This is a genomic window from Streptomyces sp. NPDC051636 (assembly GCF_044453765.1).
In the GTDB taxonomy this organism is placed as follows: Bacteria; Actinomycetota; Actinomycetes; order Streptomycetales; family Streptomycetaceae; genus Streptomyces.
In genome coordinates this window covers 1-11,872 of the sequence record NZ_JBITDA010000042.1, presented here as the reverse complement: position 1 = coordinate 11,872, position 11,872 = coordinate 1, and the positions used below count along the sequence as shown (strand labels likewise).

Here is an 11,872-nt window from a genome sequence, read left to right as displayed (position 1 = left end):
GGTTCGACGTGTGTCAACATAGACGTATGTCGAATACCAAGGCGCTGCCGCTGCTGGAGCCCGGCGCCCCGGAGACCGCGGCGCCCTGTTGCCCGCCGCTGGCCGAGCGTCCGCTGACGGCCGACGAGGCCGAGCGGACCGCCCGGATGTTCAAGGCGCTCGGCGACCCCGTGCGCCTGCGCCTGTTCTCGCTGGTCGCCTCGCACGAGGGCGGCGAGGCGTGCGTGTGCGACATCTCCGACGTCGGGGTGTCGCAGCCGACCGTCTCCCACCACCTGAAGAAGCTCAAGGAGGCCGGGCTGCTCACCTCCGAACGGCGCGGCACCTGGGTCTACTACCGCGTCGAACGGTCTGTGGTGGCCGCGATGGGCCGGATGCTGAAGACCGCCGGCTGAGCGCCGGCTCTCAGCGAAGATCAGCAGGATGAGGCCGGCCGTGGCGACGACCTCGCCGAGCAGCAGGTGTCCGGCGGAGCGGTCATGGGAGGACCACTTCACCAGCGGCTCCCCGAACATCGCGTCCGCCAGGATCGCGGCCGCGATCGCGCCGGCGATCTGGGCGGGGACGTAGACGTCCGCCTCTCGGACGGTGACTCCGGCGCCGCCGCGGCGGGCGGTCCACCACTCGGCCAGGGTGACGGCCGGGTTGAAGTGCGCGCCGGAGACCGGGCCGAGCAGGGTGATCAGGACGCCGAGGCCGAGGACGGTGGCCGTGGAGTTGGCCAGCAGCTGCAGGCCGGCGTCCTTGGTCAGCTCGGTGGACTGGATGCCGGAGCCGACGACGATCGCGACGAGCGCCGCCGTGCCGACCAGTTCGGCGGCGGCCCTGGCGATCAGCGGCGGTGTCCGGGGCGGGGTGGCACCCGGGCGGGCTGCGGCTCAGCGCCGGGCGCTGTCGCGCATTTCCCCGGTTTGTCGTGCTCGGTGGCCTCGGTGGCGGTCAACAGGACTCCTCGGTGCGGTCGCCGTGGCGGCGGTGGGCAGGGGCAGGACCTCGCAGCACCTTAAAGTGGTCGAGAGGTTGGTCTGCTCGGTCCCCGTCGCAACAACCCTCTTGAGCCACTCACGAAGGAAACCCGATGCCCTCCAGCCCGCTCGCCTCCGTGCTGTTCGTCTGCGTCCACAACGCCGGGCGTTCGCAGATGGCAGCCGGATTCCTCGACCACCTCGCGGGCGACCGGATCGAGGTCCGCTCCGCCGGCTCCGTCCCGGGCGACCGGGTCAACCCGGCCGCGGTCGAGGCCATGAGGGAAGTCGGCGTGGACATCTCCGAGGCCAGGCCGAAGATCCTGACCACCGAGGCCGTCCAGGCGTCCGACTACGTCGTCACCATGGGCTGCGGCGACGCCTGCCCGGTCTTCCCCGGCAAGAAGTACCTCGACTGGGCCCTGGAGGACCCGGCCGGCAAGGGTGTCGAGGCCGTCCGTCCGATCCGCGACGACATCAGGACCCGGATCGAGGCCCTGATCGCCGAGATCGACGCCGAGCAGGAGGCGTGACCTGCGTGGCGGACACCGGGACGCGCGCTTCCTCGGCGTCGGCGAGGATTTCGACGAGGGTCGCCCGGGCCCGTGCCACCCGCGAGCGGATCGTCCCGGCGGGGCAGCCGGCGGCCTCCGCGGCCTCTTCGTGGGGCAGCCCCTCGCATCCGGGCTCCGCTCGTCACGGGGGGTACCCACACCCGGGCCTGCCTCTCCACCCCGAGCCAGCGATACAGGCCACACCGCCGGTCGCGGCGTCACACCGGGTAGTCCTACCCCGGCCCCCGTGGGTAGTTCTTTCCCTTGATCCGCACAGGTCGGAAGCCCGACGTTGGAGAGAGGAGCCGACAAGCTAGGAGAAATCATGCGCAACCGTGTCGCAATTCTCGCCGTCTCAGCGGTGTTCCCTCTGACGGGGCTGGCCTCGCTCGCGGCGGCGGGCCCTGCGGGAGCCGATCCGAACAGCAAGACGGTCACGGTTCAGGGATCGGTCGATGACTGCGAGGACGGAACCTCCCCCGCCACCGTGTCGATCACGACGGGCCAGGAAACCCGCAGGGACAGCGGTCCGGACGTAGGCGACTCGGGCGCTTACAAGGTCACCTTCAAGAACGTCTCCAAGAAGGGCGTGAAGGCCACCGCGACGGTGACCTGCGAGGAAGGCGCCAAGTACCGGGACACGTTCACGCTCAAGCGGCCGCTCGGCACGTCGACGACTCAGACGGTGAATCTCGAGCCGTAGACGTCAGCAGTACGGCGGCTGATGGGTCAGCGAGGCCGCCACCCGCGTCCACGCGCCGGACTGGCGGTGGAGAGAGGGAAGGCGGCCGCTCGCCCGGTGCGGCTGCCGGTGGCAGTGACGCCGGGGATGCCCGGCAGGGTGGCGGGCCACGGAGGAGGACTGCCGGCGGACGGCGAGGGTGACGGCGCCGGTCGCGGGCGGGGCCGGGTCGGGGATGGCGGCGAGGGCGGGCCCGGATGACCGCGTCCTCGATCTCCTGGTGAGCCTCGGCCGCGGGGCGCAGCTCCGAAGCGGTCGCGCGCGTACTTCACGGGCCGTGACGATGCCGCGTCCCGGTCCGTCGCCTCCGCGCAGGCCGCGTCGTCGCCGGCAGAGGGCGACCAACCACGGGCACGCCGATCGCCGCCGCGGTGGCCCGGGCCAGGCCGATCTCGCCGACGGGGCGGCCGTCCAGCCAGATGTCCTCGATCTCGTGCCCCATGAAACTGTGGCTCAGCACGCCGTGGGCGCCGGCCGGGAGTGGCAACCGACGCAGACGACGGTGTCGTACTCACCGGTGAGTCCCTGAGCATGCCCCCATCTGCTTGGGCCCGCCGCGGACCAGGCGGGCCGCCGGGTGCAGGGCCGCGGGCGGGAGGTTGCGCATGGGGCCGTGGCGTCGTTCACAAGTACGGAGCCCGGTGACGCCCTCCAGGTCCGCACTGATGCGTATCCGCACGGTGGTCCGCCCAAGACGCACCGGCCCCTACGTATCGTAGGTTCCCAACTGCTTTCTGAGCAGTCATGGATCAGCAGGCACCGGTGCACAGGCACCGGTGGAGGCCTCTGTTCGACGGGGGAAACATGCGGGACGCCGACACGCGGGAAGTGCGCCCATCACAACCGGGCGCGGCACCGGCCGTGCGGACGCTGGCGCCGACGGTCGTCGTGCTCGTGGTGAGCCTGGCGATCGCCGCCGCCGGGGTGTACGAGCTGTGCGGGTTCGGGCTGCACAGCCTGGACCGGCGGCCGCACCTGTTCGGCGACGGGCTGGCCACGGCCGGGGTGATCGCCGCCGTGGTGGCGGCCGGGGCCGCGGTGGGCAACCTGGCGTGGCTGCTGACGGCGGCCCGGCGGCGTACGGAGGACCGGGCCGGGTGAGCCGCGGGCGTGCCCGGCGCCATACGCGCCCTGGCACGCGCCGGCTCGCGTGGCACAGTTTCCGGACGGCGGCCGCCAGGCTCCGTTACCCTACAAACTGTAGGGTCAGCGGTGGCGAAGGCGCGCGACGGACCGCGCGACCGGCTGCCACCCGTCCCCGTCCCCGCCCGTACCAAGGTGACCGCTCACCATGCCCCCACTGCCCGCACAGCAGTCGACCCTGCACCCCCCACAGGTGCCCGCCCCGCGCACCCCGCGCCGCGTCCCCGCCCTCCCCGGCCCGCTGCTGCGGGCGCGGGCGGCCGCGGCCACCGTCTGGTACCTGCGGCTGCTCGCCGTAGTGAACATCGCCACCCTCGGCACGCTGCTCGTGGACGCGACGAACAAGGTGCCCGGCGCCACGCTCCAGGACCGGATCGCGTACACCCTGCTGCGCGGCATCAGCGTCGGCCCGCTCGCCGACCGGGTCGACGCCGTGCACGCGCCCCGCTGGGTCGACGTGATCATCAACGTGCTGATCGCCGCGACCTTCCTCCTCGTCCTGTACGCCTGCTTCCGCGCCCCGCGCGGCCAGGCCCTCCTCGGCGAGGACGACGAGCGCCGGCTGAGGGACCTGCTCGCGAAGCACGGTGAACGCGACTCCCTCGGCTACTTCGCCCTGCGCCGCGACAAGGCCGTCGTCTTCTCCCCCAGCGGCAAGGCCGCCCTCACCTACCGCGTCGTCGGCGGCGTCAGCCTCGCCTCCGGCGACCCCATCGGCGACCCCGAGGCCTGGCCCGGCGCCATCGACGCCTGGCTCGCCGAGGCGCGCCGGCACGCCTGGACGCCCGCCGTCATGGGGGCGAGCGAGGAGGCCGGCACCATCTACGCCCGGCACGGCCTGGACGCCCTGGAACTCGGCGACGAGGCGATCGTCGACCTGGCCGACTTCACCCTGGGGGGCCGGGCGATGCGCGTGGTCCGCCAGGCCCACAACCGGGTCCGCCGCGCCGGCTACACCATCCGCATCCGCCGCCACGAGGACATCCCCGACGACGAGATGGCCCTGCTCATCGACCGCGCCGACCACTGGCGCGACGGCGCCACCGAACGCGGCTTCTCCATGGCCCTCGGCCGCCTCGGCGACCCCGCCGACGGCCGCTGCGTGATGCTCGAGTGCCGGGACGCCGAGGGCGAGCCGCGCGCCCTGCTGAGCTTCGTCCCCTGGGGCGAGCACGGCCTCTCCCTGGACCTGATGCGCCGGGACCGGGCCTGCGAGAACGGCCTGATGGAGTACATGGTCGTGGAACTGCTCATGCGGGCGGGGGAGTTCGGCGTACGACGGGTGTCCCTGAACTTCGCCATGTTCCGGTCCGTCTTCGAACGCGGCTCCCGTCTCGGCGCCGGTCCGGTCCTGCGCCTGTGGCGCTCGGTCCTCACCTTCTTCTCCCGCTGGTGGCAGATCGAGTCCCTGTACCGGGCCAACGCCAAGTACCGGCCCGTGTGGGAGCCCCGCTTCCTGCTCTTCGCCAAGAGCAGCGACATCCCCCGCATCGGACTGGCTAGCGCCCGGGCCGAGGGGTTCCTCACGGCGCCCGCGCTGCCGGGCCTGCCGGGACGTCGCAAGTCCCCGTCCTGTTCCTGACGGACGGCAGCCCGTTGATCGCGGATTGCGGAGGATGACGCTCTGACGTCCGTCCGGCGGGACAACCGGTCAAGCACGGAGTGGGACACGCCGGCCCCGAGCGGGCCCCGACCGGGTGGGGGCGCGGAATGTGCCCCTCAGGCCCCGCCACGCGTACCGCCCACGACGCCGCCCCCGCCCACCGTGAACCCGATCACCGCACCCCCGCCCTCCCGCCGGAAGGCGAACGGCGCCCCGCCGTGCGCCGTGGCCACCTCCCGCACGATGGACAGGCCGAGGCCGGAGCCGGGCAGGGAGCGGGCGTCGGCGGCGCGGTAGAAGCGGTCGAAGATGCGGATGAGGTCGCCGTCGGCGATGCCGGGGCCCCGGTCGAGGACCTCGACACGGACCATGCCCGCCCTGGCGGGTCCGGTGACGTTGACCTCGATGGCGGCCTTGCCGTCGCGGTCGAACTTGGCGGCGTTCTCGACCAGGTTGGAGATGGCGCGCTGCAGCATGCCGGGGCGGCCGTCGGTCGTCGTGTCGCCGGCGGCGCGCAGGACGATGTCGCGGCCGGTACGGCGGCGGGCCACGCCCACCACGTCCTCGGCGAGGTCGGCGAGGTCGACGCGCTGCGGGGGCTCGCTGTCGGACTGGCCGGCCGCGAGGTCGACGAGCTCGTTGACCAGGTCGGTCAGTTCCCGAGCCTCCTGGGTGAGGTCGGCGACGAGTTCCTCGCGGGTGGCGGGAGGCAGCTCGTCGATGCGGCGCAGCAGCGAGATGTTCGTACGGAGCGAGGTCAGCGGCGTGCGCAGTTCGTGGCCCGCGTCCTGGACCAGGCGGCGCTGGTCCTCCTCCGACTGGGCGAGGCGGCCCAGCATGCGGTCGAAGGCGCGGCCGAGGCGGCCCACCTCGTCGTATCCGGCGACGGGCACCTCGATGCCGAGCCGGCGGGTGCGGGCGACGTCCTCGGCGGCCGAGGTGAGGATCACCAGACGGCGGGTGATCCGGCGGGCCAGCCACCAGCCGAACAGCCCGGCGGCGACCACGACCGCCGCCATCAGGGCCAGCGTCCGCTGCTGGAGCGCCCGCAGCAGGTCCTCGGTGTCACTGAACTCCTGCGCCACCTGCACCGCGCCCCGCCCGTCGCCGAGCGCGACGGTCGCGATGCGGAAGAGGTCCTCGCCGACCCGGACGTCCTTGTGCTCGACCAGCTTCCCGGCCGCCGCCGCCCCCGCGGTGTCCCGGTCGCGGGCGGTGACGGGCAGGACCGGGCTGCCGTGGTCGACGATGTCGCCCCGCGCGCCGAGCACCTGGACGTCGGTGCGGGCGGGCCGTACGACGTCGTGGCCGGGGCGGGAGGAGGAGAAGTCGTCCGGCACCATCTCGTGCTGCCGCACCTCGTCCTGCACGTCCTGCACGACCTGCGTGAACACGGACTGCTGGTCGACGCGGACCAGGCGGGCGGCGGCACCGTAGGAGAGGATGCCGACGAGGATCGTGACGGCGGCGGTGACGGCCGCGAAGGACACGGCGAAGGTCGTGCGCAGCGACACCAGCTTGGGCCGGCGCCGGACCAGCAGCCGCCCGGGGCGGCCCACTCAGTCCTCCCGCAGTACGTAACCCACGCCTCGGACGGTGTGGATCAGCTGCGGTGCGCCGGGTTCGTCGAGCTTGCGGCGGAGGTAGCCGACGTAGACGGCGAGGTTCTTGGAGCCGGGGCCGAAGTCGTAGCCCCAGATGCGGTCGTAGACGGTGGAGTGGTCGAGGACGATCCCGGCGTTGCGGACGAGCAGCTCCAGCAGCTCGAACTCGGTGCGGGTCAGCTCCAGCTCCCGCGTGCCGCGCCAGGCCCGGCGGGCCTGGAGGTCCATGCACAGGTCGGCGGCCTCGATCCGGCGCTCGGCGAGCCGGGGATCCGGCTTGCTCACCTCTGTGCCGGTGTCGTTGCCGGTGGTGGGGGCGGCGGTGACCGGGCTGGTACGGCGGAGCAGGGCGCGCAGGCGGGCGAAGACCTCCTCGACGTCGAACGGCTTGACCACGTAGTCGTCGGCGCCCGCGTCCAGGCCCGCGATGCGGTCGGCGGTCTCCACCAGGGCGGTGAGCATGAGGATCGGGGTGCGATCGCCCTCGGCGCGCAGGACCCGGCAGACCTGGAGGCCGTCGATGCCCGGCATCATCACGTCCAGGACCAGGACGTCCGGCGGGGTCCGGTGCGCCTGCGCGAGCGCCTCGACGCCGTCGGCGACCGCCGTGACCTCGTAGCCCTCCAGGGCCAGGGCACGCTCCAGGGCATGACGGATGGCACGGTCGTCTTCGGCGAGCAGCACAGTCGGGGACACGTCCCCAGTCTGCCAAGGCCTCCGGCGGTTCGGCCGGGGCGAGTGGGCCTACGATCACCCTTTTTACCTGGCTCTCACCGTCACGGGCGCACCCTGCTCGGGGCCCCGTGCCTGGGGGCTGCCGCCCCGGACGGGCCGGCTGACGGGGACCGGCGCCCGTCAGCCCGGGCAGCCACGGGAGCCGTACCGCCGTAGCTGCCGTAGCTGCCGTAGCTGCCGTAGCTGCCGTAGCTGCCGTAGCTGCCGGCAATCGTGCCGCCCCATCCCCCGGTCCCCCACGCCGCGGACGTGAGCCTCAGCGTGGGGCATCGGCCACCGAAGGCCACCGGTCAGGGGACGAGCACCAGCCGCCCCCGTACCCCGCCCTCCGCCTGCCGGGCGTGCGCCTTGGCCGCCTCCTCCAGGGAGTACGTCTCGGCCACCCTCAGGGTCAGCACGCCCTCGTCCACCAGCCGGACCAGCTCGGCCAGCCGGGTGCCGTCGGCGGTCACCTCGACGGCCGCCGTGCGCACCCCGCGAACCGGTGCGGGCTGGGCCTGCGGGATGACACCGACGTACGCGCCCCCGTCCCGCACCCACTCCAGGGCCGGCTCGCCCAGCACCGCAGCGTCGAGCACCGCGTCGAAGCTCGCCGGCGCGATGCCACCGGACGCGAAGTGCGCGGCGCCCAGGGTGCGTACGAGCTCCTCGTCACCCTCCCGGGCCAGCGCGGTCACCGCGATGCCCTGGTGGGCGGCGAGCTGCACGGCGTACCCGCCGACCGCGCCCGCCGCGCCCGTCACCAGCAGCGACCGACCCGGCGTCAGCTCCAGCCGGTCCAGGGCCTGGGCGGCGGTCAGCGCGTTCAGCGGCAGGGTGGAGGCGTGCACCGCGTCCACCGTCGCGGGTGCCTTGGCCACCGCGTCGGTGGGCACGACGACGTACTCGGCGTGCGCACCCAGCGGCTCCGCCATGCCGTAGTCGAGCGCCACCACCTCGTCGCCCGCGTTCCATTCGGTCGCCGCCCCCACCGCGTCCACCGTCCCGGCGATGTCCCAGCCGAGTCCGACCTGCTCACCGGCCCCGCCGAACGCCCCGGACCGCACGCCCGCGTCCACCGGGTTCAGCGCACTGGCCGCGACCTTGATCCGCACCTCGCGCGCACCCGGCTCGGGCAGCTCCACCTCCACGATCTCCACGGCCTCGGGCCCGCCGAACGTCTTCACCACAGCAGCACGCATGTCAACTCCCCCTGGATACGGATTTCCGGTCGTTCGACCGCTGCGACAACCCTAGGAAGAGCTACTATCGATTGGATAGTAGTTACCTGAAGGTGCGTTGGTGACCCGGAGGAGAGCCCATGGCGACCATGACGGCGGCACAGCGGCGCGAACAGGCCCGCGTCGAGTACGACGCCTTCCTGCGCGGCTGCCCGACCAACCAGCTCCTCGGCCGGCTCAGCGACAAGTGGGTCAGCCTGGTCGTCGCCGCCCTCTCGGCCGGCCCCCTGCGCTACAGCGACCTCGGCCGCCGGATCGCCGGCGTCAGCCCCAAGATGCTCACCCAGACCCTGCGCACCCTGGAGCGGGACGGCATCCTGTCCCGCACCGTCACCCCGTCCGTCCCGGTCCGGGTCGACTACGAACTCACCCCGCTCGGCCGCAGCCTCGCCGTCCTGCTCACCGCCGTGAAGGACTGGGCGGAGACCCACTTCGAGGAGGTGCGGGAGGCCCGGGAGCGGTACGACTCCGAGAACCCCGAGTGAGTCCCGGGATCAGACCCGGCCCTCCCGCAGCCGGGCGATCTGCTCCCCGCTGAGCTCCACCGTCCGCCGCATGTGCCGGACGATCACCGCGAGTTCGGCGTCGCCCAGGTCGTCGAAGAGCGCCTCCCAGGCGCCGCCCAGGCTGTCCCACATCCGCCCGAACTCGGCGACCTTCTCCGGCACCGTCGCCACCAGCACCCGCCGCCGGTCCACCGCGTCCCGCTCCCGGACGACGTACCCCGCCTTCTCCAGCCGGTCCACCAGCCGCGTCGCCGACCCGGTCGTCAGCCCGGTCAGCTCCCCGATGCGGCCGGTGGTCACCGGCGCCTCCTCCAGCGTGAGCAGGTTCAGGCACTGCAGATCGGTCGGGTGCAGCCCGAGATGGTCGGCGACGGCCTGGTTGAACAGGGCGTACGACGCCATGTACCGGCGGGAGACCGTGGACAGCTCCGCCAGCAGCCGCGCCCTGCCGTTCCCGTCGCCGCCGCCGTTACCGCTCCCGGACATGCCTGCCCCTTTCGTCTGCGCCGTGCAGAGATCGTACGACGCAGGAGCCGCGCCCTCCCCGGTCGCCGCGGCTCAGAACACGTAGGTGTCCCCCGTGGCCAGCACCAGCACCCGCGCCAGGTCGTTCGCCTTGTCGCCGTCCGTCGCACCGCCGTTCCACGCCGTCCCGACCTCCAGCGTCACCTCCGACGACCGCTCCTTCAGCCGCACCGACAGCGCGATCTGCCCACCCGACCCGCCCACGGCCAGCGCTCCGGTCCGGCACACCACCGCCCGCTCCTCCGTGCGGACGCACCCGGCCGGGAGCTGCTGTCCGTCCGCGAGCGGGACCGACCAACGCAGCCGCACACTGGCGTCCTCGACGGCGGACGGGCCGTTGTCGCGCGGGGTCAGCCACACGTCGACCTGGTCGCCGGTCAGCATCGCGGAGCCGTGATACACCAGGTCGGCCTCGGGATCACCGGCCCAGGCGGCCCCACCGCCCCCGGCCACCGCCAACCCTGCGGCCCCGCAGACCGCAAGACTTCGCAGACCTCTCACACCCCGCATAGCACCCACTCCTCATATATGCGCATGTACGGGATGTATGCCACGAAGAGCGAGTGGCAGGCGCCGTCCATCAGGTGACGTGGACGCCGGCCACAGCGCCCGTGCCCGGCATGCGAAGCTGCCCGCATGCTCGTCCTGCGCTCCGCCGCCCTCTTCGTCGTCGCCGCCCTCTTCGAGATCGGCGGCGCCTGGCTGGTCTGGCAGGGCGTGCGCGAGCACCGCGGCTGGCTCTGGGCGGTCGGCGGGATACTCGCCCTCGGCGCCTACGGCTTCGTCGCCACCTACCAGCCCGACGCCCACTTCGGCCGGATCCTCGCCGCGTACGGCGGGATCTTCGTCGCCGGTTCGATCCTGTGGGGCGTGGTCGCCGACGGCTACCGCCCCGACCGCTGGGACATCACCGGCGCGCTCGTCTGCCTCGCCGGGATGGCCGTCATCATGTGGGCGCCGCGGGGCGGCGGCTGACCATTCGGAGGCGGACGGCCCCGCCGCGGGCCCACCGGGCTCACCTACCCTGGACACAGACCGATCACCCGTACGCACGAGGAGCCGCCCCATGGCCACCGCCGCCCCGTCCGCCGCCTCCCGCATCGCCGTCGTCACCGGTGCGAGCAGCGGAATCGGCGCCGCCACGGCCCGGCAACTCGCCGCGGCCGGCTACCGCGTCGTCCTCACCGCCCGCCGCAAGGACCGTATCGAGGCGCTGGCGGAGGAGCTCACCGCGGCCGGCCACTCGGCCACCGCGTACCAGCTCGACGTCACCGACCGCGCGGCCGTCGACGCGTTCGCCACCGCCTTCACGACCGTCGGCGTCCTCGTCAACAACGCGGGCGGCGCGCTCGGCGCCGACCCGGTCGCCACCGGCGACCCGGCGGACTGGCGCACGATGTACGAGACGAACGTCATCGGCACGCTGAATCTCACCCAGGCCCTGCTCCCCAAGCTGGTGGCCAGCGGCGACGGCACGGTCGTGGTCGTCTCCTCCACCGCCGGTCACGGCACCTACGAGGGCGGCGCGGGCTACGTCGCCGCCAAGCACGGCGCCCACGTCCTCGCCGAGACCCTGCGTCTGGAGATCGTCGGCCGGCCGGTCCGGGTCATCGAGATCGCGCCCGGCATGGTCCGCACCGACGAGTTCGCCCTCACCCGCTTCGGCGGCGACCAGGAGAAGGCCGACAAGGTCTACGAGGGCGTCGCCGAACCCCTCACCGCCGACGATGTCGCCGACACGGTCACCTGGGCGGTGACCCGCCCCAGCCACGTCAACATCGACCTCCTGGTGGTCCGCCCGCGCGCACAGGCGTCCAACACCAAGGTCCACCGGGAACTGTGATGACCGATGAGGACAAGGCGCGGGAAAGGCGCCGCCTGGAACAGGAGGCGAAGGACGAACGCAAGGTCTGGTACGGCCTCGCGTACTTCCTCTTCGGCATCCACATCGTGGCGTTCGTCATGATCTACGCGGTACGGCACGGACACTGAACGCGGCGGGCAGACTCGGGGGCCGTGGACAGACACATACCCTTCGAGCGCCTGCACAACTTCCGTGAGCTGGGCGGCTGTCCGACCCCGGACGGCCGCCACCGCATCCGCCCCGGCCGCCTCCACCGCGCCGACGCCCTGGGCAACCGATGACGCTGCTGGAGAAGCGGCTCACTTCCCATTACCGCGCCTAGTAGGGCTTGGTCAGTTTCACTCGTGAGTGGCATGTCTGTTGGGCTGTGGGTGTCGTTGTGGTGGTGTGACACCTGGGGAGATGGCCGAG

The 11,872-nt window shown here is 72.9% G+C and carries 17 protein-coding genes and 1 pseudogene; 10 read left to right on the top strand and 8 right to left on the bottom strand.

All coding sequences use genetic code 11. The features are described from left to right. Window positions 1-26: 26 nt before the first annotated feature. Window positions 27-395: an ArsR/SmtB family transcription factor gene (locus ACIBBH_RS39115; protein ID WP_399413208.1), complete on the top strand. Its 369-nt coding sequence runs from the start codon at window positions 27-29 to the stop codon at window positions 393-395. Between the two features lie 3 nt (window positions 396-398). Here ACIBBH_RS39115 and ACIBBH_RS39110 read toward each other — a convergent pair. After that, window positions 399-943, bottom strand: a pseudogene (locus ACIBBH_RS39110) (aquaporin); the annotation flags it as partial. 135 nt (window positions 944-1,078) lie between these two features. Between ACIBBH_RS39110 and ACIBBH_RS39105 the strand changes: the two are divergent. After that, window positions 1,079-1,498, top strand: coding sequence for an arsenate reductase ArsC (locus ACIBBH_RS39105; protein WP_399413206.1), 420 nt, complete (start codon window positions 1,079-1,081; stop codon window positions 1,496-1,498). Here ACIBBH_RS39105 and ACIBBH_RS39100 read toward each other — a convergent pair. After that, window positions 1,443-1,637 carry a hypothetical protein gene (locus ACIBBH_RS39100; RefSeq protein WP_399413294.1) on the bottom strand — a complete coding sequence of 65 codons (195 nt, stop codon included), beginning with the start codon at window positions 1,635-1,637 and terminating at the stop codon, window positions 1,443-1,445. The two genes, ACIBBH_RS39105 and ACIBBH_RS39100, sit on opposite strands and share 56 nt — an antisense overlap. Before the next feature lie 207 nt (window positions 1,638-1,844). Here ACIBBH_RS39100 and ACIBBH_RS39095 point away from each other — a divergent pair, with 207 nt between their 5' ends. After that, on the top strand, window positions 1,845-2,222 hold the full coding sequence (locus ACIBBH_RS39095; RefSeq protein ID WP_399413204.1) for a hypothetical protein: 378 nt from the start codon (window positions 1,845-1,847) through the stop codon (window positions 2,220-2,222). A 307-nt stretch (window positions 2,223-2,529) separates the two neighbouring features. Here the strand turns inward: ACIBBH_RS39095 and ACIBBH_RS39090 are convergent, their stop codons facing one another. Beyond that, the gene (locus tag ACIBBH_RS39090; RefSeq protein WP_399413202.1) at window positions 2,530-2,703 is read right to left on the bottom strand and encodes a hypothetical protein; all 174 of its coding nucleotides are present in this window, start codon (window positions 2,701-2,703) and stop codon (window positions 2,530-2,532) included. Between the two features lie 362 nt (window positions 2,704-3,065). Between ACIBBH_RS39090 and ACIBBH_RS39085 the strand changes: the two genes are divergently transcribed. After that, window positions 3,066-3,362 carry a hypothetical protein gene (locus tag ACIBBH_RS39085; RefSeq protein ID WP_399413201.1) on the top strand — a complete coding sequence of 99 codons (297 nt, stop codon included), beginning with the start codon at window positions 3,066-3,068 and terminating at the stop codon, window positions 3,360-3,362. Between the two features lie 190 nt (window positions 3,363-3,552). After that, window positions 3,553-4,986, top strand: coding sequence for a phosphatidylglycerol lysyltransferase domain-containing protein (locus ACIBBH_RS39080; protein ID WP_399413199.1), 1,434 nt, complete (start codon window positions 3,553-3,555; stop codon window positions 4,984-4,986). Window positions 4,987-5,123: 137 nt separating this feature from the next. Here the strand turns inward: ACIBBH_RS39080 and ACIBBH_RS39075 are convergent, their stop codons facing one another. The 3 genes from ACIBBH_RS39075 to ACIBBH_RS39065 form a co-directional block, all read right to left on the bottom strand. Then, window positions 5,124-6,566 carry an ATP-binding protein gene (locus ACIBBH_RS39075; protein WP_399413197.1) on the bottom strand — a complete coding sequence of 481 codons (1,443 nt, stop codon included), beginning with the start codon at window positions 6,564-6,566 and terminating at the stop codon, window positions 5,124-5,126. Further along, window positions 6,567-7,295 carry a response regulator transcription factor gene (locus tag ACIBBH_RS39070; RefSeq protein ID WP_399413292.1) on the bottom strand — a complete coding sequence of 243 codons (729 nt, stop codon included), beginning with the start codon at window positions 7,293-7,295 and terminating at the stop codon, window positions 6,567-6,569. It abuts the gene before it with no gap. Window positions 7,296-7,636: 341 nt separating this feature from the next. Continuing rightward, window positions 7,637-8,527: an NADP-dependent oxidoreductase gene (locus ACIBBH_RS39065; RefSeq protein ID WP_399413195.1), complete on the bottom strand. Its 891-nt coding sequence runs from the start codon at window positions 8,525-8,527 to the stop codon at window positions 7,637-7,639. A 119-nt stretch (window positions 8,528-8,646) separates the two neighbouring features. Between ACIBBH_RS39065 and ACIBBH_RS39060 the strand changes: the two genes are divergently transcribed. Next, the gene (locus ACIBBH_RS39060; RefSeq protein ID WP_399413193.1) at window positions 8,647-9,051 is read left to right on the top strand and encodes a winged helix-turn-helix transcriptional regulator; all 405 of its coding nucleotides are present in this window, start codon (window positions 8,647-8,649) and stop codon (window positions 9,049-9,051) included. 9 nt (window positions 9,052-9,060) lie between these two features. On the opposite strand, the gene ACIBBH_RS39055 is transcribed toward ACIBBH_RS39060, so the two are convergent. Together ACIBBH_RS39055 and ACIBBH_RS39050 are read right to left on the bottom strand one after the other, a co-directional pair. Further along, window positions 9,061-9,558: a MarR family winged helix-turn-helix transcriptional regulator gene (locus tag ACIBBH_RS39055; RefSeq protein WP_399413191.1), complete on the bottom strand. Its 498-nt coding sequence runs from the start codon at window positions 9,556-9,558 to the stop codon at window positions 9,061-9,063. Window positions 9,559-9,630: 72 nt separating this feature from the next. After that, entirely contained in the window at window positions 9,631-10,050 is a 420-nt protein-coding gene (locus tag ACIBBH_RS39050) for a hypothetical protein (RefSeq protein ID WP_399413189.1), read from the bottom strand. Between the two features lie 183 nt (window positions 10,051-10,233). On the opposite strand from ACIBBH_RS39050, the gene ACIBBH_RS39045 reads away from it, so the two are divergent. The 4 genes from ACIBBH_RS39045 (at window position 10,234) to ACIBBH_RS39030 (ending at window position 11,742) form a co-directional block, all read left to right on the top strand. Continuing rightward, window positions 10,234-10,572, top strand: coding sequence for a YnfA family protein (locus ACIBBH_RS39045; RefSeq protein WP_399413188.1), 339 nt, complete (start codon window positions 10,234-10,236; stop codon window positions 10,570-10,572). A 91-nt stretch (window positions 10,573-10,663) separates the two neighbouring features. Further along, window positions 10,664-11,440 carry an SDR family NAD(P)-dependent oxidoreductase gene (locus tag ACIBBH_RS39040; RefSeq protein WP_399413186.1) on the top strand — a complete coding sequence of 259 codons (777 nt, stop codon included), beginning with the start codon at window positions 10,664-10,666 and terminating at the stop codon, window positions 11,438-11,440. Next, window positions 11,440-11,589: a hypothetical protein gene (locus ACIBBH_RS39035; RefSeq protein WP_399413184.1), complete on the top strand. Its 150-nt coding sequence runs from the start codon at window positions 11,440-11,442 to the stop codon at window positions 11,587-11,589. Before ACIBBH_RS39040 ends, ACIBBH_RS39035 begins: the two co-directional genes overlap by 1 nt. Before the next feature lie 24 nt (window positions 11,590-11,613). Beyond that, window positions 11,614-11,742 carry a tyrosine-protein phosphatase gene (locus tag ACIBBH_RS39030; RefSeq protein ID WP_399413182.1) on the top strand — a complete coding sequence of 43 codons (129 nt, stop codon included), beginning with the start codon at window positions 11,614-11,616 and terminating at the stop codon, window positions 11,740-11,742. Window positions 11,743-11,872 lie beyond the last annotated feature (130 nt).

Coding starts and splice junctions, on each gene's coding strand:
- ACIBBH_RS39065 (WP_399413195.1), bottom strand. CDS start 8,527: ATGCGTGCTGCTGTGGTGAAGACGTTCGGCGGGCCCGAGGCCGTGGAG.
- ACIBBH_RS39105 (WP_399413206.1), top strand. CDS start 1,079: ATGCCCTCCAGCCCGCTCGCCTCCGTGCTGTTCGTCTGCGTCCACAAC.
- ACIBBH_RS39060 (WP_399413193.1), top strand. CDS start 8,647: ATGGCGACCATGACGGCGGCACAGCGGCGCGAACAGGCCCGCGTCGAG.
- ACIBBH_RS39080 (WP_399413199.1), top strand. CDS start 3,553: ATGCCCCCACTGCCCGCACAGCAGTCGACCCTGCACCCCCCACAGGTG.
- ACIBBH_RS39095 (WP_399413204.1), top strand. CDS start 1,845: ATGCGCAACCGTGTCGCAATTCTCGCCGTCTCAGCGGTGTTCCCTCTG.
- ACIBBH_RS39085 (WP_399413201.1), top strand. CDS start 3,066: ATGCGGGACGCCGACACGCGGGAAGTGCGCCCATCACAACCGGGCGCG.
- ACIBBH_RS39040 (WP_399413186.1), top strand. CDS start 10,664: ATGGCCACCGCCGCCCCGTCCGCCGCCTCCCGCATCGCCGTCGTCACC.
- ACIBBH_RS39055 (WP_399413191.1), bottom strand. CDS start 9,558: ATGTCCGGGAGCGGTAACGGCGGCGGCGACGGGAACGGCAGGGCGCGG.
- ACIBBH_RS39115 (WP_399413208.1), top strand. CDS start 27: ATGTCGAATACCAAGGCGCTGCCGCTGCTGGAGCCCGGCGCCCCGGAG.
- ACIBBH_RS39045 (WP_399413188.1), top strand. CDS start 10,234: ATGCTCGTCCTGCGCTCCGCCGCCCTCTTCGTCGTCGCCGCCCTCTTC.
- ACIBBH_RS39035 (WP_399413184.1), top strand. CDS start 11,440: ATGACCGATGAGGACAAGGCGCGGGAAAGGCGCCGCCTGGAACAGGAG.
- ACIBBH_RS39090 (WP_399413202.1), bottom strand. CDS start 2,703: ATGGGGCACGAGATCGAGGACATCTGGCTGGACGGCCGCCCCGTCGGC.